We start from the raw sequence: 23,945 nt of genomic DNA, 5'->3' as shown, positions 1-23,945 counted from the left end.
CAGAGAGTCCGAACCATGGCCTATCAAGCCCGGGAAATCTTCTTCCGCTCCAACGCCCCCGTCACCGTGGACGAGGACAAATGCATCGCTGAAAAGGGTTGCACCGTGTGTGTCGATGTTTGCCCGATGGATTTACTGGCGATCAATCCGGCCACGCAAAAGGCCTACATGGCCTTCGATGAATGCTGGTACTGCATGCCGTGCGAGAAGGATTGCCCGACGGGTGCGGTGAAAGTCGACATCCCCTATTTATTGCGTTGACTGACAGGGCCTCATCGCTGGCAAGCCAGCTCCCACAGGGATTTGCAGTGGGACATGATTTTTGGAAACACCCTGGAAACCTGTGAGAGCTGGCTTGAACGGGTGGAGATTGCCCGGGTGCTGGTCAATCGTCCACGGCTGCTGATGGATGAGCCGTTCGGTGCGCGGGATGCGCTGACCCGGCTGAACAGGCAGGAACTGTTGCTGGACATCTGGACGCGCATTCGCACCACCGTGGTGTTCGTCACCCACGACATCGACGAGGTGCTGTTTCTTGCTGATCGCCTGCTGGTGATGAGCGCGCGGCCGGAGCGAATTATCGAAGATCTGCGCCATGACAACGACCGACCGCTGCCGCGCCTCAATCCGCTCGGCCTGCCTCCCGAAAACCCTTTGCCGCGATTTGCCCTATGACCTCTATTTTTGCTGTGACCGATAACCAAGACATTCTCGACCTGAAACCGCGCCTGACGGCCGAAGACGCCGGCGTGCGGCGCATTGCGCTGATTGATCTGGCGGATCTCGAAGAACCGGACGGCCTGGTGTGGTTGGTCGATCGCCTCGGGTCAGATACCTCTGAAGAAGTCCGTGTTGAAGCTGCACGTCTGCTTGAGGCCTGGGAAGATGAGGCCGTTGTACAAGCTTTGTGTGAAGCGCTGACCGATCCGTCGCCCGCCGTGCAATCCGCCGCCGCGCAAAGCCTGAGCCTGCTCAAGACCGAAGCGGCGGGGCGGGTGATCCTGCCATGGGCCGTGCACGCCGACGTCGCCGTGCGCATCGCCGCGTTCCGCGCCTTGCGTGAACTGCGCTTCGCCGATGCTGCACCGGCTGCTGTCGCGGCGTTGAACGATGCCAACGCCAGTGTGCGGCGCGAAGCGGTCGGTGTGCTCGGTTGGCTCAAACAACTTAATGCTTTGCCAGCCTTGGCACGGTTGGCCAGCGACGACCCCAATACCGACGTGCGCCGCGCCGCCACCGGCGCCTTGGGCCTGGCATCCAGCGCCGAAGTCCTGCCCGCCCTGCGGCAGGCCTTGCAGGACGACGCCTGGCAAGTGCGTGAAGAAGCCGCAACAACCTTGGGCAAAGTCGGCCACATCGACGCCGGTCCGGCATTGGTCGAGGCCCTGAGCGATGACTACTGGCAAGTGCGTCTGCGCGCCACCCGCAGTCTCGGCCGCCTGCATTTCGCCCCGGCGCTGGATGCCCTGATCGACACCCTCGGCCACCGCATCAGTAACCTGCGCAAGGAAGCGGCTTTGGCCTTGGGCGAGTTGAATGATCGCGGTGCAGTGGCAGCGTTGCAGGCCGTGCAGGACGACGGCGACCCGGAAGTACGCAAAGCCGTGCGCATCGCCCTGAGTCAGTTGCAATGAACCCGCTGTCGGTCGGCAATTCGCAGAGTGAGCAGACCCTGCGACTAAGCTGGCCTGACGGCAGCGAATCGCTGCTCGATCATGCCGAACTGCGCCGCCAATGCCCCTGCTCGCAATGCCGCGCGTTTCGTCTGCGTGGGTCTGCGCCCCAGGTCGATGATCGCGTGCGCCTCATCGAAATCAACCCCCAAGGCTATGGCGTGCAACTGGTGTTCAGCGATGGCCACCAACGCGGGATCTACCCCTGGCAATATCTCGCACAGCTCACTTCCTGAACCCACCAAGAGTCCAATGTAGGAGTGAGCCTGGTCGCGATGGCGGTGTGACATTCAGCAATGCTGTTGGCTGATCCACCGCCATCGCGACCAGGCTCACTCCTCCAGAGGAAGGACTTTGTTGTTATGGGGTGGCGGTGTTGTCGGTGGTGGGCTTGGGCCGACCTGCGGTGCTTGTCAGGAAAATCCTACAGGAGTACAAATGTACTCCATGACGAACCTGACTCCCCGCCGTACCGCCATCCTGACCTTTATCCGCGAACGTATCGCCGAGCACGGTCAGCCCCCAAGCCTCGCTGAAATCAGCGAGGCTTTTGGTTTTGCCTCGCGCAGCGTGGCGCGCAAGCATGTGCTGGCGCTCACCGAAGCCGGTTTTATCGAGGTCAACCCGCATCAGGCCCGGGGCATTCGCTTGCTCGGGCAACCGGCACGTGCGGAGTTGCTGGAGATCCCTGTACTCGGTCGGGTGGCCGCCGGTGCGCCGATTGGCGCCGATGCCGACATTCATAACCGCCTGATGCTCGACCCGGCGCTGTTCTCCCGCACGCCTGATTACATGCTGCGGGTGCAAGGCGACTCGATGATCGAGGACGGCATTCTCGATGGTGATCTGGTCGGTGTGCGGCGCAATCCCGAGGCGCTCAACGGCCAGATCGTCGTGGCGCGGCTCGACGGCGAAGTCACCATCAAGCGTTTCGAGCGCGTCGGCGATGTGGTGCGGCTGTTACCGCGCAACCCGGCGTATCAGCCGATTGTCGTGCGTGACGATCAGGATCTGGCCATCGAAGGGGTGTTCTGCGGTCTGGTGAGGCAAGGCTGATGGGCGCCGTCGTTGCGTTGGATGCCCTGTTCAATGGCGGCCAGGTCTGGAAGGGCCGGCCTGCGCCTCCGGCCGCCAGCCCACAACCGACCGGGCATGCCGCGCTGGACGCCGCATTGCCCAGCGGTGGCTGGCCGGAAGCGGCATTGAGCGAAATCCTCCTGGCCGGCCCCGGTGTCGGTGAGCTGCAACTGGTGTGGCCGACGCTGGCGCGGTTGTCGGCGGCGGGCGAGCGCATCGTGCTGGTAGCGCCACCTTTCGTGCCGTATCCGCAGGCGTGGGAGAACGCCGGGGTCGACCTGCGTCAGTTGTCGGTGATTCAGGCCAGTGAACGCGACGCCTTGTGGGCGGCGGAACAATGCCTGCGTTCGGGCAGTTGCGGCGCCGTGCTGTGCTGGCCGCACAAGGCTGATGACCGCGCGTTGCGGCGTTTGCAGGTGGCGGCGGAAACCGGCCAGACCCTGGCCTTTGCGTGGCGACCATTGAGCGAAGCGATCAACCCGTCGCCGGCGGCGCTGCGCATCGCCATCGACGCCAAACCGGCCCAGTTGCGTGTACTCAAGTGCCGTGGCGGACTGGCGCGCACGGCGCCGATTGCCTTTGCTGTGGGGCACTGAGGTCGTCATGCGCTGGGTCTGTATTCTGTTCCCGCAATTGGCCCTCGACGCCGTGTTGCGTCAGCGGCCCGATCCCGATGAACCGTTGGTGTTGCTCAGCGGCCCGGCCCAGCGCCGGGTGCTGCAAGCGGTCAATCCAGCGGCGCGCAAACTCGGCTTGCGCCCCGGCCAGTCAATGACCGCCGCGCAAGCCATTGGCAAAGGTTTTGCCACCGCCGATTACGAGGTGGCCGAGGTTGAGCACTGGCAGCAGTTTCTCGCCGCGTGGGCTTACCGTTTCAGTGCGCAGGTCAGCGCGCATTATCCGCGTACCGTGGTGTTCGAGATCGAATCGAGCCTGGGCCTGTTCGGTTCCTGGGCGCAGTTCGAAGCGCGGTTGCGCCAGGAACTGACCGATCTGGGTTTCCGTCATCGCATCGTCGCTGCGCCCAACCCGGTGGCGGCACGCATTTTGGCCAACGCCTATGACGGACTGGTGGTGCCGGACGGCGAAGCCTTGCAGCATCATCTAGGGCAATTGCCCATCGACCGGGTCGGCCTGGAACCGGGCGTGGCCACGGCGTTGTCGCGCATGGGCCTGCGTAACCTCAGTCAGGTGCAGAGCCTGCCGCGTCAGGCACTGGCCCGACGCTTCGAAGCGCCGATGCTCAAACATCTCGACACCTTGTTCGGCGCGCGGCCGCTGGCGCTGGCGTTCTACCTGCCGCCGGATCGTTTCGATGTGCGCATCGAACTCAATTTCGACGTGCAATCCCATCAAGCGCTGCTGTTCCCTTTACGGCGTTTGACTGGCGATCTGTCGGCGTTTCTGTGTGGGCGCGACAGCGGCGTGCAGCGTTTCGACCTGCATCTGGAACATGCCGGGTTGCCGGATACCTTGATCAAGGTCGGCCTGCTCAGCGCCGAACGCGACCCGGCGATGCTCTTCGAACTGGCCCGTGGACGGCTGGAACAGGTGCAGGTTGAGGCGCCAGTGCGCGGTTTCCGTCTGCGTGCCGAAGATTTGCCGAGTTTTGTGCCGCAGTTTCAGGAACTGTTCGATGACCGTCCGCAGCAGACCTTGCCGTGGGAGCAGTTGCGTGAACGCCTGCGCGCACGGCTGGGCGATGACGCCGTGCAAGGCCTGCGCTTTCAGGCCGATCATCGGCCCGAGTGCGCGTGGCAGAACGGTGTCGACAAACAACGTTGCGCCGGTTTGCCGAGTGTCCACCGCCCGGGCTGGTTGCTCGGTGAACCGCAGAGCGTGGCGCAAGGTTCGGCGCGGATCCTCATGGGCCCTGAGCGCATCGAATCCGGCTGGTGGGACGGCGACGATGTGCGCCGCGATTATTACCTGATCCAGAACCGCGCCGGGCAGCAGGGCTGGGCTTATCGGGCGGTGGGCGAGGGCGGTCCGTTGTGGCTGCAAGGCTGGTTCGCATGAGCGATGGCTATGCCGAATTGCATTGCCTGTCGAACTTCAGTTTCCAGCGCGGTGCATCCAGTGCGCTGGAACTGTTCCAGCGGGCGAAAACCCACGGTTATCAAGCCCTGGCGATCACCGATGAATGCACCCTGGCCGGGATTGTGCGTGCCTGGCAAGCGGCGAAATCCGTTGAGCTGCCGCTGATCATCGGCAGCGAGATTCGTATCGACAACGGCCCGAAACTGGTGCTGCTGGTGGAGAATCTTGAGGGTTACCAGGCACTCTGCGGCTTGATCACCCGCGCCCGGCGGCGTACGCAAAAGGGCCAGTATCAAGTGCTGCGCGAGGACTTCAACGAAGGACTGCCCGGCTTGCTGGTGTTGTGGGTGCCGGACTCGCTGAATGAAGTGGAGGAGGGCCGTTGGCTCAAGCAAACCTTCGGCGAACGGCTGTGGCTGGCGGTGCAGTTGCATCGCGGGCAGGACGATCATCAACGCTTGGCGAGGTTGTTGAGTCTGGCTGGCGAGCTGCACATTCCGCCTGTGGCCAGCGGCGATGTGCACATGCACGCCCGTGGCCGGCGCGCCTTGCAGGACACCATGACTGCGATCCGTCATCACGTCCCGGTGGCCGAAGCCGGATTGCGCCTGCACCCCAATGGCGAGCGGCATTTGCGCAGTCTCGACGTGTTGCGCGAGTTATATCCGCAAGCATTGCTGGAAGAATCGGTAAGCCTTGCCCGGCGCTGCACCTTCGATCTGGGCCAGTTGCGTTATCAATATCCCAAAGAGCTGGTGCCGGACGGGCACAGCGCCAGTTCCTGGTTGCGCCACCTGACCGAAGAAGGCATCGCCTGGCGCTGGCCGAAAGGGCCGCAGGCCAAAGTGCTCAAGCAGATCGACGATGAGCTCGCGTTGATCGCCGAACTCGGCTACGAAAGCTACTTCCTCACCGTACATGACGTGGTGCGCTTTGCCCGCGAGCAGCACATTCTCTGTCAGGGGCGGGGTTCGGCGGCCAACTCGGCAGTGTGTTTTGCCTTGGGCATCACCGAAATCGACCCGGATCGCACCACGCTGCTGTTCGAACGCTTCATGTCGAAAGAGCGTAACGAGCCGCCGGACATCGACGTTGATTTCGAGCACGAACGCCGCGAGGAAGTCCTGCAATACGTGTTCCGCCGTTACGGCCGCCATCGCGCGGCGCTGACAGCGGTGGTCAGCACTTATCACGCCGCCGGTGCGGTGCGCGATGTGGCCAAGGCGTTGGGCCTGCCGCCGGATCAAATCAACGCGCTAGCCGATTGCTGCGGCCATTGGAGCGATGAAACACCGCCAGTGGCACGCCTGCTTGAAGGCGGGTTCGACCCCGACAGCCCGGTGTTGCGTCGAGTGCTGAGCCTGACCGGGCAGCTGATCGGCTTCCCCCGGCACCTGTCGCAACACCCCGGTGGTTTCGTGATTTCCGAGCAACCGCTGGACAGTCTGGTGCCGGTGGAAAATGCCGCCATGGCCGACCGCACGATCATTCAGTGGGACAAGGACGACCTTGATGCGGTCGGGTTGCTTAAGGTCGACATCCTCGCGTTGGGCATGCTCAGCGCGATTCGCCGCTGTTTCGATCTGCTGCGCCGTCATCGCCATCTGGATCTGACACTGGCGACGATTCCGGCCGAAGACAAACCGACCTACGACATGATCAGCCGCGCCGACACCATCGGCGTGTTCCAGATCGAGTCCCGCGCACAGATGTCGATGCTGCCACGCCTGAGACCGGCGAAGTTCTACGATCTGGTGATCGAGGTGGCCATCGTCCGGCCGGGCCCGATTCAGGGCGGCATGGTCCATCCGTACCTGCGCCGGCGGAACAAGGAAGAGCCGGAAACCTATCCGTCACCGGAACTGGAAGTGGTGCTCAAACGCACCCTCGGCGTGCCGCTGTTTCAGGAGCAAGTGATGCAGATCGCCATCGTCGCCGCCGACTACAGCCCCGGCGAGGCCGATCAGTTGCGCCGCTCCATGGCCGCGTGGAAGCGTCACGGCGGGCTTGAGCCGCACAAGGAGCGACTCGCCGCCGGCATGAAGAAAAACGGCTACACGCCGGAGTTCGCCGCGCAGATTTTCGAGCAGATCAAAGGCTTCGGCAGTTACGGGTTTCCCGAGTCCCATGCCGCCAGTTTCGCCTTGCTGACCTACGCCAGTTGCTGGCTCAAGTGCCACGAACCGGCGGCGTTCGCCTGTGCGCTGATCAACAGTTGGCCGATGGGCTTCTACAGCCCCGACCAGATTCTCCAGGACGCGCGCCGGCATCAATTGCAGATCCGCCCGGTGGACGTGCGCGCCAGTGACTGGGATTGCAGCCTGGAACCGATCACCGGCGCACAACCGGCGATTCGCATGGGGCTGCGCATGATCAAGGGGTTTCGCGAGGACGATGCCCGACGCATTGAAGCGGCGCGGATGCGCGGGGCATTTGCCGATGTTGCCGATTTGGGTGAACGGGCCGCACTCGACAGTCGGGCGCAGGCGCTGTTGGCAGATTCCGGGGCGTTGCGCGGCCTGGCCGGTCACCGCCATCGGGCCCGTTGGGAGGTGGCCGGGGTGCAGAAACAGCTGGGTTTGTTTGCCGGGTTGCCGAGTCAGGAAGAGCCTGACGTGGTGCTACCCAAGCCCAGTGTCGGTGAAGATCTGCACGCCGATTACACGACGGTCGGCACCACCCTGGGGCCGCATCCGTTGGCGCTGTTGCGCGATGAACTGAAGGCGCGGCGTTGCCGCAGTTCACAAGAGTTGCTCGACATTGAGCATGGTCGCCCGGTCAGCATTGCCGGACTGGTGACAGGCCGGCAACGACCGGGTACTGCCAGCGGCGTGACGTTTGTCACCCTTGAGGACGAGTTTGGCAACGTCAACGTAGTGGTCTGGCGCGACCTGGCCGAGCGTCAGCGCCAGGTGCTGGTCGGCTCGCAACTGCTCAAGGTCGATGGCCGCTGGGAGCGCGAGGGCGATGTGCGCCACCTGATCGCCGGCCGCCTGAGCGACCTGAGTCCGCTACTCAACGGCATCCGCGTGCAGAGCCGCGATTTCCACTGATCAGCACACCCCCTGTAGGAGAGGAGTGAGCCTGCTCGCGATGGCAGTGTGTCAGACCATCAATGTTTGGCTGACGAATACCTGTCGCGACCAGGCTCCCTCCTACAGGAGACACTGCGAGATGAGCAGCCAATTTGCTGGCGTCAAAAAAGCCTGTCATCAATGATGGCACTTTGTCATAATGCCGCCCCTTTTCCGCTCCCCACCGCGTTGCTGTGCCGGGACACCCCCGTTTTTCAAGAAGGAAATACTCAGTGAGAATGATCTCCCGGATGCTGGTTTCAGGCGTTGCGATTGCCGTGCTCGGCACAATCGCCGGCACGCTCGCCGGTTGCGCGACCGAAAGCTCCCGCGCGCTGCCGGTGGCCAAGGTTGAAAGCGCCACGCAAGTCTGGACTGGCGTTCGCGTGCCGATGGCCGTGGGCAAGTTCGATAACCGCTCCAGCTATATGCGCGGGATCTTCTCCGACGGCGTCGACCGTCTTGGTGGTCAGGCCAAGACCATCCTGATCACGCACTTGCAGCAGACCAATCGTTTCTCCGTGCTGGATCGCGACAACATGGGCGAAATCCAGCAGGAAGCAGCGATCAAGGGCCAGGCCCAGCGCCTCAAAGGCGCTGATTACGTGGTTACCGGTGATGTCACCGAATTCGGTCGTAAAGAGACCGGCGACCACCAGTTGTTCGGCATTCTCGGTCGCGGCAAAACTCAAGTGGCTTACGCCAAAGTCAACCTGAACATCGTCAATATCAGCACTTCGGAAGTGGTGTATTCGACCCAGGGCGCCGGCGAATACGCCTTGTCCAATCGCGAAATCATCGGCTTCGGCGGCACCGCTGCATACGACTCCACCCTCAACGGCAAAGTCCTGGATCTGGCCATGCGCGAGGCGATCAGTCGTCTGGTTGATGGCATGAACGCCGGTGCCTGGAAACCGGGCAACTGATCGACGCCCATTGCAAGGAGCAACAACCCATGAATTTGACTCTGTCGCGGTCGCTGATGACCCTGACGCTGGCCGCCAGCGCCTTGCTGGCTGGTTGCGCCGGCCCGCAAACCCTGTACCAGTGGGAAGGCTACGAACCCCAGGTCTACGAATACTTCAAAAGCGAAACACCGAAAGAAGCCCAGGCTGAAGCACTGGAAGCCGACCTGCAGAAGATCCGTTCCACAGGTAAGGCCGTGCCGCCGGGTTACCACGCACACCTCGGTCTGCTGTACCTGAGCATGGGTAAGGACGATCAGATGGTGCAGCAGTTCCGTACCGAAAAGACCCTGTTTCCCGAGTCCGGCACGTACATGGATTTCCTGCTTAAAAACGCCAAGACCGGAGACGCCAAATGATGCCGCGTGCAGTGAAACTGCTGATGGGCGTGCTGGCGCTAACCCTTCTGGGTGGCTGCGTAAAACCCAAGACCGTGGATTACTCGGCGTACAAGCAAGCGCGTCCGAAGAGCATTCTGGTGCTGCCGCCGCTGAACACCTCGCCGGACGTCAAGGCCTCCTACAGCCTGTTGTCGCAAGTGACGTTTCCGCTGGCCGAGGCCGGTTACTACGTGCTGCCGATCGCGCTGGTTGACGAGACGTTCCGCCAGAACGGCCTGACCACGCCGGATGATATCCACCAGGCACCGCCCAACAAGCTGAAGGAAATCTTCGGCGCTGATGCGGCGCTGTACATCACCGTGACCGAGTACGGTACGCGTTACATGGTGATAAGCAGCGAAACCGCAGTGACCGCTACCGCCAGACTGGTCGATCTGAAGTCCGGCACCACGCTGTGGACCGGTTCGGCGCGGGCCTCGAGCGAAGAGGGTAACAACGGTAACGCGGGTGGCCTGGTGGGGATGCTGATTACCGCAGCGGTAAAGCAGATCATCAACAGTTCTACCGACGCCGGTTATCCGATTGCCGGTGTCGCCAGCAATCGTCTATTGTCGGCCGGACATCCGGCGGGCCTGCTGTACGGGCCACGTTCGCCTAAGTACGGCACGGACTGACAGCGAAGATCAAAAGATCGCAGCCTGCGGTCGCTTCTTGTAAATACATTTGCGAGAAGCGGCAACAGGCTGCGATTTTTTTTGCCCGGACACTTCTCGGCTTTCTTCGATATCGACTTGCAATCAAGACCCTGCATCTTGCGGCCGAAGGCGATATCCTGCGCGACAGTTCATGCGCCACGGCAACGTGGCCAGCACGGAAGGAGCTTTCGAGTGACCGAGAAGAAACCGGAAACCACCGTCGACCGCGTCTACCAAGGGGTTTACGAGGCGATCAGCAAGCGTTCGCTGCGCCCGGGGATGAAACTGGGCGAGGCTTCGCTGGCAGAGTTGTTTAATGTCAGCCGCACGTCGGTGCGCGCCGCGCTCAAGCATTTGGAGGCCGACGGACTGGTTACTACCGAGCCCAATAAAGGCGCATCGGTTTCGTTGCCCAGTAACGAAGAGATTCGCTCGCTGTTTGAAACCCGGCGCCTGATCGAGATCGGCATTGTCACCGAGCTATGCCGACGTAAAGACATCGCCGCCATGCAGGTCCTGCGTGAACACTTGCTGCTGGAAGATCAAGCCCATGAGGCCGGTGATCACGAGCGACTGATCTACCTGCTCGGCGAGTTCCACCTAAAGCTTGCCCGCAGCCTGAATAATCCGGTGCTGCTCGACTGGTTCCAGAAGCTGATTTCCCGCGCCTCGCTGTACATTGCCGCACTGGATGACGACAGCCACCAAGCCTGCCGCGACAATGAACACCTGCGCTTGATCGAGTACATCGAGGCCGGCAATCAGAGTGCCGCCATCGAACTGATCTGCGTGCACCTGAACGGTATCGAGAAGGCCATTCTTGACGTCGCCGCCAAAATGAAAACTGGCTACCATCCGCTCAAACATCTGATCGGCGTATAAACCTGAACGGCGTCTGAAATCGGCTATACATCTAATGAAACCAATACGCATCGGCGATGCTCGAAACAGACGGGCATCGCGTCCTTCAGGCGTCGCGGTTTATCGGGCAATCAGCACAGGATACCGAGTCAACCGATGCAGTTTTTATTCGATAGCCACGGTTGTGACGGCTGGAAAGGCGAAATGGCCGGGCGCATTTGTGCGTTCGACTGGAGCCAGACTGAACTGGGGCCGCTGGATGCATGGCCCACCAGCTTGCGCAGCGCCGTGCAAATGCTGCTCGCTTCGCCGTTGCCGATGGTCATGCTGTGGGGCCGCGCTGGCTACATGATCTACAACGACGGTTATTCCGAGTTCGCTGGTGGCCGGCATCCGTACCTGCTTGGTACACCGGTGGAACTGGGCTGGCCGGAAGTCGCCGAGTTCAACCGGCATGTGGTGGATACATGTCTGGCCGGTGGCACCTTGTCTTACCGCAACAAGGAACTGGTATTACTGCGCGATGGCGTGCCCGAAGACGTCTGGATGGATCTGTATTACAGCCCCGTGGCCGACGACACGGGCGCGCCTGCCGGTGTGATGGCGATGGTGGTGGAAACCACTGAACGGGTGGTTGCCGAGCACCTGCGTCAGGCCGCCGAAGATGCCTACCGCGCCGATAACGAACGGGTGCGTCTGGCATTGAATGCCGGCGCCTTGCTTGGCTCGTTTGTCTGGGATGTGAAAAGCGACACGATGTCGGCAGACGAACGTTTCGCCCGCACCTTCTCTTATCCACCCAACCAGGATTTGAGCAACCTGGCGCAAGACGTCGCTCGCTCGCGCATCCACCCCGATGACTTGCACTGGGTGCAGGAGCGGGTCGTCCATTCAATGCGGACCGGTGAGCCCTACAACGCCGAATACCGTGTAAAGCGCAGCGATGGCAGTTATCTGTGGGTGCTGGCCAGCGGTGCCTGCGAGTTCAACGAACAGGGCGAACCGTTTCGTTTTCCCGGCGTATTGATCGACATCCATGAGCGCAAGAACGCCGAAGAATCCCTGCTCAAGTTCACCCGTAACCTCGAACAACGGGTGACCAGTGAAGTGGGTGCGCGGCTGGCCGCCGAGGAGCAATTGCGTCAGTCGCAGAAGCTCGAAGCGATCGGCGGACTGACTGGCGGCGTGGCCCATGACTTCAATAACCTGCTGCAAGTGATCGCTGGCAACCTGCACTTGCTGGCACGCCATGAACCGGACAATGCCAACGTGCAACGGCGCGTCAGTGCCTCACTGGCGGCAGTCGAGCGCGGTGCCAAGCTGTCCTCGCAATTGCTTGCGTTTGCGCGGCGTCAGCCGCTATCACCGATAGTGTGCAATCCGCAGCAGATCTTCGACGGCGTGGGTGAGTTATTGCAACGGGCGTTGGGCGAAACCATTCAGATCGATATGCAGTTGCCGCAAGAAGCGTGGCACATCAACGTCGACCGCAATCAACTGGAAAACGCGATTCTCAACCTGGCGATCAACGCCCGGGACGCGATGCAGGGTGAGGGCACCATTGTCCTCAGCGCCCTCAACACCCGACTCGACAGTACGTTTTGCGTCGGTAAAGGTATCTGTGCCGGCGATTTCGTGCGGGTGGCGGTCAGCGATACCGGTCCCGGCATCCCGTCGCAGATGCTGGAGCAGGTGTTTGAACCATTCTTCACCACCAAGGCCGACGGCCAGGGCACCGGGCTGGGCCTGAGCATGGTGTTTGGTTTCGTCAAACAAAGTGGCGGGCACGTCGAGATTGACAGTACGGTCGGCGAGGGCACGCGGGTGCAGCTGTATTTCCCGCGCAGCCTGCGGCCGATCCGCGAAGAGTCACCGAGCATCGACAATCATCAGAGAGGTGGTCACGAGACGATTCTGGTGGTCGAGGACAACGACGCGGTGCGCACCTCGGCTGTCGAGTTGTTGCGCGAAGAAGGTTACCGGGTGTTGACCGCAGGTAACGGCGATGTGGCCATGCAGATGCTGCTGGAAGGCTTCGATGTCGATCTGATTTTCACCGACGTGGTCATGCCGGGGTTGATCAAGAGTTCCGATCTGGCCGCTTGGGCCAAGGTGCAGGCACCCCCGGTGGCGGTGCTGTTCACCTCGGGGCACACCCGCGACATCATTTCGCGCAATCACCAACTCAGCCCCGACACTCATTTGCTGGGCAAACCCTATGGCCCCGAAGCGCTATTGCAGATGATTCGTGCGGTGCTTAACGACTGAACTAAAACTCCCTCACCAAGGCAGGCTGATGACTTCCAAACGCACCTCCAAAGCACCCGCCGGTATGGTTCGGGTGCGCGGCGCCCGTGAGCACAATCTGAAGAACGTCGACGTCGACATCCCCCGCGATGCGCTGGTGGTGTTTACCGGCGTGTCCGGTTCGGGCAAGTCGTCGCTGGCGTTTTCCACCTTGTATGCCGAAGCCCAGCGCCGCTATTTCGAGTCAGTTGCGCCGTACGCGCGACGGCTGATCGATCAGGTGGGTGTGCCGGATGTCGATTCTATTGAAGGCTTGCCGCCCGCTGTGGCTCTGCAACAGCAGCGCGGTACGCCAAGCACACGCTCGTCGGTGGGCAGCGTGACCACGTTGTCGAGTCTGATCCGTATGCTTTATTCCCGCGCCGGCAGTTATCCGCCGGGTCAGGCGATGTTGTACGCCGAGGACTTTTCACCGAACACCCCGCAGGGCGCCTGCCCAGAGTGTCATGGGCTGGGCCGGGTATATGAAGTCACCGAAGCGCTGATGGTGCCGGATCCAGACCTGACCATCCGTCAACGGGCCGTCGCTTCCTGGCCGTTGGCCTGGCAGGGGCAGAACCTGCGCGACATCCTCGTGACCCTGGGCATCGATGTCGATATCCCCTGGCGCAAGCTGCCGAAAAAGCAACGCGACTGGATTCTCTTTACCGAAGAAACCCCGACCGTGCCGGTGTATGCCGGGCTGACGCCAGAAGAAACCCGCGTCGCCCTCAAGCGCAAAATGGAACCGAGTTATCAGGGCACGTTCACTGGCGCCCGTCGCTACATCCTGCACACGTTCACCCACTCGCAAAGTGCGCTGATGAAGAAGCGCGTTTCCCGGTTCATGCTTGGCAGTCCTTGTCCGCTGTGCGATGGCAAACGCCTGAAGCGCGAAGCGTTGTCCGTGACGTTTGCCGGTTACGACATCGGTGAACTGTCTCAGATGCCGTTGCTGCAAGTTGCCGAAGTATTGAGACCCGTGGCGGCGGCCAGTTATCTGGAACAGGCCGAGGAAACCGGCGATACCTTGAGTCACGCGCAGACCCGCGAGGCCCGTCAGCAGCGCGTTGCGCACGGCGCAAGCGGCCACGCCAGCGCACCGGATGTGCGTCATACGCCGAACCTGTCGCTGGAAAAGCGTCTGGCGGCGCAGCGCATTGCCGAAGACCTGCTGGAGCGGGTCAGTACGCTGACCGATCTGGGATTGGGGTATCTGGCACTGGAGCGCAGCACACCGACGTTGTCGTCCGGTGAGTTGCAGCGTTTGCGCCTGGCTACGCAATTGGGCTCGCAGTTATTCGGCGTGATCTACGTGCTCGACGAACCCTCCGCCGGTTTGCATCCAGCTGACGGCGAGGCGTTGTTCGAGGCTTTGCAGCGGTTGAAGGCTGACGGCAACACCCTGTTTGTGGTCGAGCATGATCTGGAAACCATGCGCCGCGCCGACTGGTTGATCGACGTTGGCCCGGCGGCGGGTGAGAAGGGTGGGCAGGTCCTGTACAGCGGCCCGCCAGCGGGTCTGGCCGACATCGAGCAATCGCAGACCCGCGCTTATCTGTTCGCTGAGCAGCAGCGTCCGACACGGGCGGCGCGCAAGCCATCGGGCTGGCTGAAACTCGATGGCATCAGCCGCAATAACCTGAGTAATCTCAGCGCCGAATTTCCTTTGGGCTGCTTCACCTCGGTGACCGGCGTATCCGGTTCCGGCAAGTCGAGTCTGGTCAGTCAGGCCTTACTGGAATTGGTCGGCGCGCAACTGGGGCGGCCGAGCGTTGATGCCGAACCTGAAGAACTCAGCCTTGAGGACGACGCGCCGCAGGTCAGCAGCGGTCAGGTCATCGCCGGACTGGAGTCGATCAAGCGCCTGGTGCAGGTCGATCAGAAGCCCATCGGCCGCACGCCACGTTCCAATCTGGCGACCTACACCGGTCTGTTCGACAACGTGCGCAAGCTGTTCGCCGCGACGCCCGAGGCGCAGGCGGCCGGTTATGACGCCGGGCAGTTTTCCTTCAACGTTGCCAAGGGCCGTTGTCCGACGTGCGAAGGAGAGGGTTTTGTCAGCGTCGAGTTGTTGTTCATGCCCAGCGTGTATGCGCCGTGCCCGACCTGTCATGGCGCGCGTTACAACCCGCAGACCCTGGCGATTCTCTGGGAAGGTTTGAGCATTGCCCAAGTGCTGCAATTGACGGTCGATGAAGCGGTGACGGTGTTTGCCGGACAGCCGGGTATTCGTCGTTCGCTGGAGGTGCTGCGTGATATCGGCCTCGGTTATCTGCGGCTGGGGCAACCGGCGACGGAACTGTCCGGCGGCGAGGCGCAGCGGATCAAACTGGCCACCGAACTGCAGCGCAACCAGCGCGGCGCGACCTTGTATGTGCTGGATGAACCGACCACCGGCCTGCATCCACGGGATGTCGATCGATTACTGGAACAGCTGGATACGCTGGTGACAGCGGGGCACACGGTGATCGTGGTCGAGCATGAAATGCGCGTGGTCGCCCAGAGTGACTGGGTGATCGACATCGGCCCGGGGGCAGGGGATCAGGGCGGCAAGATTGTTGTGGCGGGTACACCGCAGAAAGTCGCCGCGAGCAAAAAGAGCCGGACGGCGCCGTTTCTGGCCCGTGCCTTGAGCCGATAGTCGCGGCTGGCGAGTGCGATGTTTTGAACGTTGGCGCGGCGCCGGCTTCGAACTTTCAAGGCCCGACTGGTTTCAGTCGCGCTGGCTTTGAACAACGAGGTGCTTATGAACGAGCAACAGCAAAATCAGTCGGGGCAGCCGATCGATCGCAATGATCCGGCCATCGATCCGCAAGTGCCGGGGCAACCGGCGCCGACGCAACCTGCACAACGGCAGAGCGATACGGATCAGGCGCAAAGTGCTGATCCGGCGGTGGATCAGAAGAACCAGCACACCGACAACGACAACGAGTACAGCCCGGGTTTCGAGCCTGAGCCGGATCGGCCGCAGCCGGGGGAAGAGACGGATGCCGATATTGATACGGATGGGGGTTAGTCAGGGTTGAGAGGTTAAATGCCGCATGTGGATGCGGCATTTTTTTTCGGCTTGGATTGTGTAGTGCCAATTAGAACCATCCCCCTCACCCAATGGGGAGAGGGTGAGGGCCGGCCTTTTACTTGCTCGGATGCTTGGCTTGCAGTTCCTTCGCCGCTGCCAGATGTTTTTCCAGCGCCGGCAACATTTTCTGGGCAAAGGCTTTCAGCTCAGGCGCGCCTTTGACCTTGTCATCCGTCACGGTGTTGGCCTGCTTCTTGAACAACTCGATGGTGTCTTCGTGAGCCTTCACCTGATTGTTGGCGTAGGCCGCATCGAAGGACTCGTCGCGCATGTCGAGGATTTTCTCTTTGGCCTGCTTGACCAGCGTGGTGGTGTCCGGCACCTCGATGTCATGGGCCTTGGCAATCGTCGCCAGTTCATCATTGGCGTTGCCGTGGTCGGTAATCATCATAGTGGCGAACGCCTTGATGTCCGCTGATTGGCTTTTTTCCAGAGCGAGGCGGCTGGTCTCGATTTCGGCGATACCACCGGCAGCGGCGTTATCGACGAAGTTGTTGTCGGTGGCAGCGAAGGCGCTACTCATGCCAGTGCTCAAAGCGACAGCCAGTACCAGATGACGCAGCTTGAATCCGTCCATTTGTGTATCTCCACGCAGTTTGTTGTGAGCGTTATGCAGTGGAGGCAGGGCGATGGACAAAGGTTTTATCGCATTTGCGACAGGGCGACGAACGGCCACCGCTGGTCTGACAGGTGGTCGACAGAACGACTCAACCGAGGCCATTCTGGTAACTGGCCAGCGCAATCGGTCGCGTTGGCCTCCCGATCAACTGATGGAGGTGTTCCATGCCGGTTCCCCATGACCTGTTACAGGACTTGAAGATTGCAAAGGAAGAGATCCAGCACAAACGCTCCAACGATCCGTTACTGGATTCATTGATCAACAAGTATGCCGAAGCTGATGCCGAAGTGGTCAAGGCCGAAACCGCCCAGTCGGATGCGCCCAGTGACGACGCACTGAAGAAACTCAAAGAGAAGCGCTTGCAGGTCAAAGACAAGATCGTCCAGCAATTACAGGCGAAAGCCTGACCCCTGATTAACCTGCCGACCTACGGTTGCAGATTGACTGGAACGACGGCCACGCCCGGCACCTCGAATGTTCAGAGTCTTCCATCAGCGACTCTTTGCGAGGTGCCTTATGAACGATCCCAAATTCCCCAGTGAAGAACAGGGCGCATTCGACCCGGTTCCGACCCATCCTGAGCCGAACAGCCCGGCGCATACCACCTCGTTTCCAGAAGAGCCGGTAGAGGAACTGCCGGAGGATGAAGACCCCGACAAGTTCGATAAATCCTCTAACTGACAGACCGCCATCGCTGGCAAGCCAGTTCCCACAAGTAACAGGTCGTCCGCAATAACTTCGAACAACGAATATTGCTGTGGGATCTGGCCTGCCAGCGGTGGCGTCAGTCAATCCAGCCCAGATTCAGCAGGCTTACTTCAGGGCTTCAGTCAGTGGCAACCTTGCCATATGCGTTGCCTTGAGCGATCCGAAATACAACCAGTCCCCGTACTCGCGCACCGTGGTGATCGGCGAATAATTGCCGCTGCTGGCATCCTGCAAATTGGCAATCACCTTGCCCTCAAGATCCAGCCCCAGCACAAATCCGCGCTTTTCCACCGGTTTGGGGAGTACGGTCAGCGCCCGCACGATCATCTTGCGTACGAACGGATATCCGGCGGTGCCATCCAGTAACGCATTGCGCGGTGCATAGAGGGCCACCCAAAAGCGGTCGCTGCCATTGAACGCCAGGTTGTCCGGCAGCCCCGGCAAATTGTCGATGAACACGTCGTGGGTGCCAGCCTTCGGCCCGGTCAGCCAGAAGCGGCTGATGCGGTAGGCGCCGGTCTCGTTGACCAGCACGTAGGCGTCATCCGGGCCGAGGGTTACACCATTGGCGAACTCCAGCTTGTCCAGCAGCACGCTGGTTTTGCCAGTCTGGAAGTCATAGCGCAGCAGACGGCCGTCGCCGCCGTGCTCGATGATTGCCTCGCCGTCATGGCCGTAACCCCAACGACTCGAGGCATCGCTGAAATAGGCGTAATGCCCGGACTTGTCGATCGCCACGTCGTCGGTGAAACCGAACGGCAGGTCGTTGGCAGCGGTGGTCAAGGGAATCAACTGGCCTTGAGCATCCAGAGAGAGCAAGCCTTTGACCCCGTCGGCGATTACCAGCAACCCGTTGGGATGCCGCGCCAGCCCCAAGGGACGCCCGCCGGTATCGGCCAGCACTTTGCGCGTCTTGCCGTCGAGGCTTGTGCGGATCAGGCGCCCGTCATGCAGCCCGGTGATCAGGAAATCGCTCTCCAGCAGCAGCGCCTCCGGGCCTTCAATGTCACTCGGTCCGACCTGTTCGCTCGCCTTGAGACGCTGGTTGTCGGCATAGACGCCTTCGCTGAGGGAGGGCGCCGACGCCGGTTTCCACGCGACCGGTTCAACCCGGGTGGGCATCAGCAGCAGAAACGCGATGACGACCACAATCAGCAGCAACAACGCCCGCCGCCACCTCATGCGCTGGCCCTCATGGACGCCAGGTGCTGCGCCGCTCTGTCGCGCAACGCGAGCATCGACGCCGCAGACTCCCGCTCGATGCGGCGTTTGAGCAGCAACTGATTGGCAATGCGCATGCCCAAACCGTCGAAGCGATAATCAAGCGTGCGCACAAACCGTGTGCCGTTGCCTTCAGCCGCGCACTCGTAGGTCAACAGCAACGACAAGCCGGTATCGCCTTGCGCTCGCGCGCACCAGCGTCGACCGGGCAGGTACTCGGTGACTTCCCAACTGAGGTGACCTGCACGTCCGCCGGCATGAATATCCTCTTCAAATCTTGAGCCGGCGTGCAACGGGCCTTGCGCGCCGTCGATCTTTAATGAAGAAGGATGCCACTCGGGCCAGCGGTTGACGCTGGCGGCATAGGCGAGCACGGCAATCGGGTCGCCGGCGATATCGATCGTGTGCTGCATGCGTGTCATGGGCATTCTCGAAGAGCTTGAAGGGGCGGTTTCCGGCTCCCAGTACAGGGTGCCGAACAGGTAGTCCATCAGTGGCAGGACGATATTGAAATTGCGCGCCTGCATGCACTCGCGACGGTGATGCAGTTCGTGCAAGCGGCGCATCTGGCGAATCCACGGCAGGCGCGTCAGCGGATTGTCTGGCGGCAGGTGTTCAGCGGCGTGAAACACCTCGTAGGCCAGATAACCCAGGACCATGCAACCGCCAAATAATCCGGCAACATTGATGTTGACCTGCGCGAAAAGCCACCACAACGGCAGAGTGATGACCAGCGTGTGAATCACGATCAACCACGCCGGGAACAGAATCACTCGCCAATCCCGGGCGCTGTCGTAGGTCATGTGGCCTGGGGTGAAGAAACTGTGATGATCGCCCGCATGCCGGGCGTAGAACATTTTTGCGAAAGCTTTTTTATGGTGGCCGAGATGGCGATGGACCATGTACACGCCTAAGTTGAACAACAACAGCGTCAGCGGCACGGTCAGCCATTCCAGCCAAGCGACCTGTTGCACGGTGCTCCAGAACGCACCGATGGCCAGTACACCGAACAGCAGCACGAAGACGCCGTGCAGCCACGGGTTGTAAAACGGATGGATCGCCGCGCGATAGCGGCTGCGAAATGCCTCGGTGGTCTGCCTCACTGCGTTCACCTGTGGGTATTGTTGTTATACCCGGCAGATTAGCCGATCCCGCCGTTTGTGCAGCCCAGACCTTGAGGCCACATACGCCATGCTGCGCGGCAAATCGGTAGCGTCAGCTCAACGGATTCCAGCGTTGTGACCAGTCGTCATCGGTGCGGATCACTTCGCGCAGCAGATTGAAGGCTTGCTGCAGCGTCGCCGAGTCGCGATCGCGCGAGTACACCAGATAGGTCGGATAGCCGAATTCAGGGGCTTTGGTCACCGGTTCCAGCGCGCCGCTTTCCAGATAGGTGCGTACTACGCGCGTACGAAAGTAACCGCTACCGCCATTTTCGAGGATGTATTGCAGGGCCAGCGGGCCGAGATTGAAGCTCAGCGCGGCTTTGGCTTTTTCCGGCAGAGCGGCATCATGCTGACGGCGGAAGTCCGGCCCCCAGTCGATGTAAACGTACGGATCGGGCCTGTCCGGCGCACGCACCAGAATCAGTTTTTCTTCCAGCACCTGCTCCACCTGCAATCCCGGCCAGTATTCCGGTTGGTAGACCAGCGCGGCGTCGAGCACGCCGAGTTCGAGTTGGCGCAGCAGGTTTTCGCCATCGCGGATTTCCATACGCAGGGCGTGCCCGGGAATTTTCTCGCGCAGTTGGGCCGCCCAACTGAGCATCAGCGGGTTGCAGAGGCTGACTTCACCGCCGATGTGCAACACGTTGTGATAGCCCTCGGGCAGCGGCAAGTCACGGCGGGCGGCTTCCCAGGTCTGCACCAGTTGATTGGCGTAGACCACGAACGCTTCGCCATTGGGCGTCAATTTCGCCCCGGCGCGATTGCGCACAAACAAGGTACTGCCCAACTGACTTTCGAGCTTTTGTACCCGGGCGGTGATCGCCGTTTGCGTGACGAACAACTTCTGCGCAGCGGCAGCGAGACTGCCGTGGCGGACGATTTCGAGGAAGGTGCGGGCGAGGTCGATGTCCATGGGCGGGCCGGTATTTGAGGTGGCGGGCATTGTAAGTGCCCACTGGTTACCGCGTCATCGTTCATCGCTGGCCAGCCAGCTCCCACAGGTTTCTGTGTCAGACACTATACCTTTACCTTGCCCAGAACCTTGTAGGAGCTGTCGAGTGAAACGAGGTTGCGATCTTTGGATTGGCAAGATCAAAAGATCGCAGCGTTCCGCAGTTCCTACATAGAGCCGACCAGCTCGACCTTATGTCTGCGCGCCCAATCTGCGATCAGCCGTGCCGGCGTGCCACAGGCCTTGCGCTTGAGCACAAAATTACGGCACCTCTCGGCAAACCCGTTGCGGTTGTAAAGCATATCTTCCTGCATTTCCTGCAGTTCGCCTTCGCGGCATTGCCGGATCAGCGCTTGATCAATCCGTAACTTGCGTTCACGCACAGGGGCGTAAGTCGGATCGCTCAAAACGCTGTTGGCCCGTTGCAGCAACCACAACGAAAACTCATCAGGGCAACGCGGGCCGATTTCCTGAACCATGCCCAGTTGCAGCGCCTGGCTGGCACTCACCGGCAGACACGCTTGAGTCAATTGCTCGGCCATTGCCGGACCGACGGCGCGGGGCAGGCTGTACGTCCAGTATTCCGAGCCATACAGGCCCATGCTTTTGTAATGCGGGTTGAGCACGATATCCGCCCGGGCAAACACGATATCGGCAGCCAGAGCGAGCATCACACCACCGGCGCCGGCGCTGCCCGTCACCCCGCTGACCACCAGTTGCCGCGCACTCAGCAACTCTTCACAGACGTCATCAATCGCCCGAATATTCGCCCAGGCTTCAGCGCCTGGATCCTGCGCGGCCTGAATCACATTCAAATGCACACCGTTGGAAAAGCTCCCGCGCCCGCCCTTGATCAACAACACCTGAGTGTCGCGGGACTTGGCCCAGCGCAGGGCTTCAACCATGCGCCGGCATTGTTCGGTGCTCATGGCGCCGTTGTAGAACTCAAAGGTCAGTTCGCCGACATGCCCGGATTCGCGGTAGCGAATCGGTTGATACGCCTCGTCGCTGAACGGCTGACTGGCAATCGACCAGTCCAGCGTCGGCACATCGACCAAATGCGCGGCCAGCACGTGCCGCGCCGGTTGCTTGAAGGTCTCTTCGCCGGGCTGCGGTTTGCGCCGCAGCGAGCCGATCCACACACTCTGGTCACCGGCCGCGACCAGTACCGCATCGTCATGCACCGCGAGAATCTCACCGGGCATGCCGGTGCGCGAATCCAGATGCGCGTCGTACACGTAATACTGCCCGCCAGCCAGGCTTGCCAGCACGCCGGGCTGGCCGTCCGCCGCATCGATGCAGCGCTTGATGAAGCGTGCGCAGTCGTGCCAGCTGAAGCTGCGATCAACCTGCTTCATGTTCGGCTGCAAACGCCCGCGCACTGTCGGATCGGTGTAGTCCAGCACCACTGGCACGAAGCCTTCAACGAATTTTTCCACCACTTCGCGAATGCAGCGAATGGCCGCATCACTGACCCGACCGTTGTACAACTCGGATTTGCGCAATCCGGGCGGCAGATTGAATTCGCAGGTCGCCCAGACTGGCCCGGCGTCCATTTCCTCGACCGCTTGCAGCGCCGTCACGCCCCAGCCTGTCAGCTCGTTGGTAATCGCCCAGTCCAGCGCACTGGCGCCACGATCGCCAACGATGCCGGGATGGATGATCACCACCGGACGTTCAGTATTGCTCCACAGCGCTTGCGGGACGCGGTCCTTGAGGAACGGGCAGATCAACAGATCGGCGCCACTGTGTTCGATCTGCTCGCACACCGAAGCCTCGTCGGTAAACACCACGACACTGGGCGAATGACCCGCTTCACGCAGTTCCAGCCAGGCACGTTGGGTCAGGCCGTTAAACGCCGACGACAGCAGAATGATGTTGAGTGGTCGCATGAAAGTTCTTCCTTGAATGGGATCAGCCGCAGGCTCCCGGTGAGCCTTCCCTGGCCTTTGATGGAGCCGGAAGATTAATCAGTGACCGCTCGCACACCAGTGATCGAGGTCAATGTTGTGTCAGCCAATTTTTCCTGGCGCTCAAACGCAAAATCCCGCCACAAGGGCGGGATTTGTTTGAAGCTGAACTGCAGTCTTACGAAGGGAACAGCTCGGACAGTTTCATGGCCAGCATCATGTCGCCTTCAGCGCGCAGTTTGCCGCCCATGAAAGCTTGCATGCCGTCGGTGGAACCGTCGACGATGCCTTCCAGGGTTTCGCCGTCCATCACCAGAGTGACCTGAGCGTCCGGGTTTTCGCCTTCTTTCAGCTCGCAGGTGCTGTCTTTGACGATCAGCGAGAAGTTTTTGGTGTCGTCGATGCGGAAACCGAAGACCAGATCCAGACCGGCAGCAGCGGCTGGGTTGAACTTGGCTTTCATTGCTTGTACGGCATCAGCTACGGAGGTCATGGTTCGATCCTTTCTTGGGTAATAAGAGCTGGTTGATTACAGCAAGGTTCACAGTAATCCGGACTCAGCGAAAAGTGATGAGTTCCGGGGCCTTCAGCAGTTGCAGATGGGCATGACTGTTGAAGGAGGCCAAAGCCACCTCGCGACCGCGGAACTTCAGCTGGTTGAGCGAGGTGTTGACGATTTGCCAGTTCAGTTCAAAGGCCTGTTTGGCAGGCATTTGCGTAATGAGGTGGAGCAGGGCAGTGATGGTGCCCCCGGACGTGAACACGGCGATTTTCTGGTTTTTCTCTGCTTGTTCGAGAATCCGGTGCAATCCGGCCTGGACCCTCTCGACAAAACCCAGCCAGCTTTCCAGCCCCGGGGTGTCGTAAGTGCCAGCCAGCCAGCGCTCGATGATCAGGGCGAAAATGCGCTGGAATTCACTGCGGTTTTGCGCGGCGTTGCGCAGGATGTCGAGGGCTTCCGGCTCGTCCGGGAGCATCGCCGGGAGCAGGGCGCGGATCACCGCGTCGGCATCGAATTCGTTGAACGCGGAATCGGTTTCCAGGGTGGGCACCGACAGGCCTTTTGCGGTGAATTGCTCCAGCGCGCTGGTAGCCGTGTGCTGCTGGCGGCGCAGGTCACCGCAGAGGCAGCGATCGAAGCTGATCCCCAGTTCGGCGAGGTGTTGACCGAGGATTTCTGCCTGGCGCACACCGGTCGGCGACAGGACGTCATAGTCGTCTGCACCAAAGGAGGCCTGGCCATGTCGAATCAAGTAGATGCTGCCCACGTCCGCG

The 23,945-nt window shown here is 61.0% G+C and carries 23 protein-coding genes and 1 pseudogene; 17 read left to right on the top strand and 7 right to left on the bottom strand.

Annotated elements, in window-relative coordinates:
* The first annotated feature begins 15 nt into the window (after positions 1–15).
* From PSH79_RS15470 to PSH79_RS15400, 15 genes and pseudogenes are all read left to right on the top strand, one after another.
* Positions 16–261: a ferredoxin family protein gene (locus PSH79_RS15470; protein WP_305438212.1), complete on the top strand. Its 246-nt coding sequence runs from the start codon at positions 16–18 to the stop codon at positions 259–261.
* Positions 262–357: 96 nt separating this feature from the next.
* A pseudogene (locus tag PSH79_RS15465) lies at positions 358–675 on the top strand (ABC transporter ATP-binding protein); the annotation flags it as partial.
* A complete protein-coding gene (locus PSH79_RS15460) occupies positions 672–1,634 on the top strand; it encodes a HEAT repeat domain-containing protein (protein WP_305438211.1) in 963 nt (320 codons plus the stop codon). The pseudogene PSH79_RS15465 and the gene PSH79_RS15460, both read left to right, overlap by 4 nt.
* Positions 1,631–1,909, top strand: a complete 279-nt coding sequence (locus tag PSH79_RS15455; protein ID WP_305438209.1) for a DUF971 domain-containing protein — start codon at positions 1,631–1,633, stop codon at positions 1,907–1,909. The genes PSH79_RS15460 and PSH79_RS15455 overlap by 4 nt, the downstream gene beginning before the upstream one ends.
* 202 nt (positions 1,910–2,111) lie before the next feature.
* Positions 2,112–2,729 (top strand): transcriptional repressor LexA, encoded by a 618-nt coding sequence (gene lexA / locus PSH79_RS15450; RefSeq protein WP_187679794.1) that lies wholly within the window; start codon positions 2,112–2,114, stop codon positions 2,727–2,729.
* Positions 2,729–3,346 carry a translesion DNA synthesis-associated protein ImuA gene (imuA, locus tag PSH79_RS15445; protein ID WP_305438208.1) on the top strand — a complete coding sequence of 206 codons (618 nt, stop codon included), beginning with the start codon at positions 2,729–2,731 and terminating at the stop codon, positions 3,344–3,346. The genes lexA and imuA overlap by 1 nt, the downstream gene beginning before the upstream one ends.
* Positions 3,347–3,353: 7 nt before the next feature.
* Positions 3,354–4,769: a DNA polymerase Y family protein gene (locus tag PSH79_RS15440; protein WP_305438207.1), complete on the top strand. Its 1,416-nt coding sequence runs from the start codon at positions 3,354–3,356 to the stop codon at positions 4,767–4,769.
* Entirely contained in the window at positions 4,766–7,843 is a 3,078-nt protein-coding gene (locus PSH79_RS15435; protein WP_305438204.1) for an error-prone DNA polymerase, read from the top strand. Before PSH79_RS15440 ends, PSH79_RS15435 begins: the two co-directional genes overlap by 4 nt.
* A 260-nt stretch (positions 7,844–8,103) precedes the next feature.
* Positions 8,104–8,790 carry a CsgG/HfaB family protein gene (locus PSH79_RS15430; protein ID WP_305443989.1) on the top strand — a complete coding sequence of 229 codons (687 nt, stop codon included), beginning with the start codon at positions 8,104–8,106 and terminating at the stop codon, positions 8,788–8,790.
* A gap of 29 nt (positions 8,791–8,819) precedes the next feature.
* Entirely contained in the window at positions 8,820–9,188 is a 369-nt protein-coding gene (locus PSH79_RS15425; RefSeq protein WP_187679798.1) for a DUF4810 domain-containing protein, read from the top strand.
* Positions 9,185–9,844: a DUF799 domain-containing protein gene (locus PSH79_RS15420; RefSeq protein WP_305438201.1), complete on the top strand. Its 660-nt coding sequence runs from the start codon at positions 9,185–9,187 to the stop codon at positions 9,842–9,844. Before PSH79_RS15425 ends, PSH79_RS15420 begins: the two co-directional genes overlap by 4 nt.
* Before the next feature lie 213 nt (positions 9,845–10,057).
* Positions 10,058–10,747, top strand: a complete 690-nt coding sequence (locus PSH79_RS15415; protein ID WP_305438199.1) for a GntR family transcriptional regulator — start codon at positions 10,058–10,060, stop codon at positions 10,745–10,747.
* Positions 10,748–10,882: 135 nt separating this feature from the next.
* Positions 10,883–12,994, top strand: a complete 2,112-nt coding sequence (locus PSH79_RS15410) for a PAS domain-containing sensor histidine kinase (protein ID WP_305438197.1) — start codon at positions 10,883–10,885, stop codon at positions 12,992–12,994.
* Positions 12,995–13,022: 28 nt separating this feature from the next.
* A complete protein-coding gene (locus PSH79_RS15405; RefSeq protein ID WP_305438196.1) occupies positions 13,023–15,656 on the top strand; it encodes an excinuclease ABC subunit UvrA in 2,634 nt (877 codons plus the stop codon).
* A 105-nt stretch (positions 15,657–15,761) separates the two neighbouring features.
* Positions 15,762–16,031: a hypothetical protein gene (locus tag PSH79_RS15400; RefSeq protein WP_305438195.1), complete on the top strand. Its 270-nt coding sequence runs from the start codon at positions 15,762–15,764 to the stop codon at positions 16,029–16,031.
* Positions 16,032–16,149: 118 nt separating this feature from the next.
* Here PSH79_RS15400 and PSH79_RS15395 read toward each other — a convergent pair whose 3' ends face one another.
* Positions 16,150–16,671 carry a DUF4142 domain-containing protein gene (locus tag PSH79_RS15395; RefSeq protein ID WP_305438193.1) on the bottom strand — a complete coding sequence of 174 codons (522 nt, stop codon included), beginning with the start codon at positions 16,669–16,671 and terminating at the stop codon, positions 16,150–16,152.
* A 206-nt stretch (positions 16,672–16,877) separates the two neighbouring features.
* Here PSH79_RS15395 and PSH79_RS15390 point away from each other — a divergent pair, with 206 nt between their 5' ends.
* Both PSH79_RS15390 and PSH79_RS15385 read left to right on the top strand, forming a co-directional pair.
* Entirely contained in the window at positions 16,878–17,120 is a 243-nt protein-coding gene (locus PSH79_RS15390) for a DUF465 domain-containing protein (protein WP_187679805.1), read from the top strand.
* A gap of 109 nt (positions 17,121–17,229) precedes the next feature.
* A complete protein-coding gene (locus tag PSH79_RS15385) occupies positions 17,230–17,394 on the top strand; it encodes a hypothetical protein (protein WP_305438189.1) in 165 nt (54 codons plus the stop codon).
* 132 nt (positions 17,395–17,526) lie between these two features.
* On the opposite strand, the gene PSH79_RS15380 is transcribed toward PSH79_RS15385, so the two are convergent.
* The 6 genes from PSH79_RS15380 to PSH79_RS15355 form a co-directional block, all read right to left on the bottom strand.
* Positions 17,527–18,603 carry an SMP-30/gluconolactonase/LRE family protein gene (locus tag PSH79_RS15380; RefSeq protein ID WP_305438187.1) on the bottom strand — a complete coding sequence of 359 codons (1,077 nt, stop codon included), beginning with the start codon at positions 18,601–18,603 and terminating at the stop codon, positions 17,527–17,529.
* Positions 18,600–19,745, bottom strand: a complete 1,146-nt coding sequence (locus PSH79_RS15375) for an SRPBCC family protein (protein WP_305438185.1) — start codon at positions 19,743–19,745, stop codon at positions 18,600–18,602. The genes PSH79_RS15380 and PSH79_RS15375 overlap by 4 nt, the downstream gene beginning before the upstream one ends.
* Before the next feature lie 112 nt (positions 19,746–19,857).
* Complete coding sequence (locus tag PSH79_RS15370; RefSeq protein ID WP_187679828.1) at positions 19,858–20,721, bottom strand: LysR family transcriptional regulator; 864 nt, start codon at positions 20,719–20,721, stop codon at positions 19,858–19,860.
* A 206-nt stretch (positions 20,722–20,927) separates the two neighbouring features.
* On the bottom strand, positions 20,928–22,652 hold the full coding sequence (locus PSH79_RS15365; protein ID WP_305438184.1) for a hydrogenase maturation protein: 1,725 nt from the start codon (positions 22,650–22,652) through the stop codon (positions 20,928–20,930).
* Between the two features lie 196 nt (positions 22,653–22,848).
* Positions 22,849–23,163, bottom strand: a complete 315-nt coding sequence (locus PSH79_RS15360; protein ID WP_019690779.1) for an SCP2 sterol-binding domain-containing protein — start codon at positions 23,161–23,163, stop codon at positions 22,849–22,851.
* Between the two features lie 64 nt (positions 23,164–23,227).
* Positions 23,228–23,938 (bottom strand): histidine phosphatase family protein, encoded by a 711-nt coding sequence (locus PSH79_RS15355; protein ID WP_305438180.1) that lies wholly within the window; start codon positions 23,936–23,938, stop codon positions 23,228–23,230.
* Positions 23,939–23,945 lie beyond the last annotated feature (7 nt).

The sequence above is a fragment of the Pseudomonas sp. FP2196 genome (assembly GCF_030687715.1).
Taxonomy (GTDB): Bacteria; Pseudomonadota; Gammaproteobacteria; order Pseudomonadales; family Pseudomonadaceae; genus Aquipseudomonas.
Note: the sequence above shows the minus strand (reverse complement) of the source record. Positions and strands in the feature narration are given on the sequence as shown.

Excerpts from the sequence above, each read along its gene's own strand:
- PSH79_RS15470 (WP_305438212.1), top strand. The coding sequence starts at position 16 with ATGGCCTATCAAGCCCGGGAAATCTTCTTCCGCTCCAACGCCCCCGTC.
- PSH79_RS15460 (WP_305438211.1), top strand. The coding sequence starts at position 672 with ATGACCTCTATTTTTGCTGTGACCGATAACCAAGACATTCTCGACCTG.
- PSH79_RS15455 (WP_305438209.1), top strand. The coding sequence starts at position 1,631 with ATGAACCCGCTGTCGGTCGGCAATTCGCAGAGTGAGCAGACCCTGCGA.
- lexA (WP_187679794.1), top strand. The coding sequence starts at position 2,112 with ATGTACTCCATGACGAACCTGACTCCCCGCCGTACCGCCATCCTGACC.
- imuA (WP_305438208.1), top strand. The coding sequence starts at position 2,729 with ATGGGCGCCGTCGTTGCGTTGGATGCCCTGTTCAATGGCGGCCAGGTC.
- PSH79_RS15440 (WP_305438207.1), top strand. The coding sequence starts at position 3,354 with ATGCGCTGGGTCTGTATTCTGTTCCCGCAATTGGCCCTCGACGCCGTG.
- PSH79_RS15435 (WP_305438204.1), top strand. The coding sequence starts at position 4,766 with ATGAGCGATGGCTATGCCGAATTGCATTGCCTGTCGAACTTCAGTTTC.
- PSH79_RS15430 (WP_305443989.1), top strand. The coding sequence starts at position 8,104 with ATGATCTCCCGGATGCTGGTTTCAGGCGTTGCGATTGCCGTGCTCGGC.
- PSH79_RS15425 (WP_187679798.1), top strand. The coding sequence starts at position 8,820 with ATGAATTTGACTCTGTCGCGGTCGCTGATGACCCTGACGCTGGCCGCC.
- PSH79_RS15420 (WP_305438201.1), top strand. The coding sequence starts at position 9,185 with ATGATGCCGCGTGCAGTGAAACTGCTGATGGGCGTGCTGGCGCTAACC.
- PSH79_RS15410 (WP_305438197.1), top strand. The coding sequence starts at position 10,883 with ATGCAGTTTTTATTCGATAGCCACGGTTGTGACGGCTGGAAAGGCGAA.
- PSH79_RS15405 (WP_305438196.1), top strand. The coding sequence starts at position 13,023 with ATGACTTCCAAACGCACCTCCAAAGCACCCGCCGGTATGGTTCGGGTG.
- PSH79_RS15400 (WP_305438195.1), top strand. The coding sequence starts at position 15,762 with ATGAACGAGCAACAGCAAAATCAGTCGGGGCAGCCGATCGATCGCAAT.
- PSH79_RS15395 (WP_305438193.1), bottom strand. The coding sequence starts at position 16,671 with ATGGACGGATTCAAGCTGCGTCATCTGGTACTGGCTGTCGCTTTGAGC.
- PSH79_RS15390 (WP_187679805.1), top strand. The coding sequence starts at position 16,878 with ATGCCGGTTCCCCATGACCTGTTACAGGACTTGAAGATTGCAAAGGAA.
- PSH79_RS15385 (WP_305438189.1), top strand. The coding sequence starts at position 17,230 with ATGAACGATCCCAAATTCCCCAGTGAAGAACAGGGCGCATTCGACCCG.
- PSH79_RS15380 (WP_305438187.1), bottom strand. The coding sequence starts at position 18,603 with ATGAGGTGGCGGCGGGCGTTGTTGCTGCTGATTGTGGTCGTCATCGCG.
- PSH79_RS15370 (WP_187679828.1), bottom strand. The coding sequence starts at position 20,721 with ATGGACATCGACCTCGCCCGCACCTTCCTCGAAATCGTCCGCCACGGC.
- PSH79_RS15365 (WP_305438184.1), bottom strand. The coding sequence starts at position 22,652 with ATGCGACCACTCAACATCATTCTGCTGTCGTCGGCGTTTAACGGCCTG.
- PSH79_RS15360 (WP_019690779.1), bottom strand. The coding sequence starts at position 23,163 with ATGACCTCCGTAGCTGATGCCGTACAAGCAATGAAAGCCAAGTTCAAC.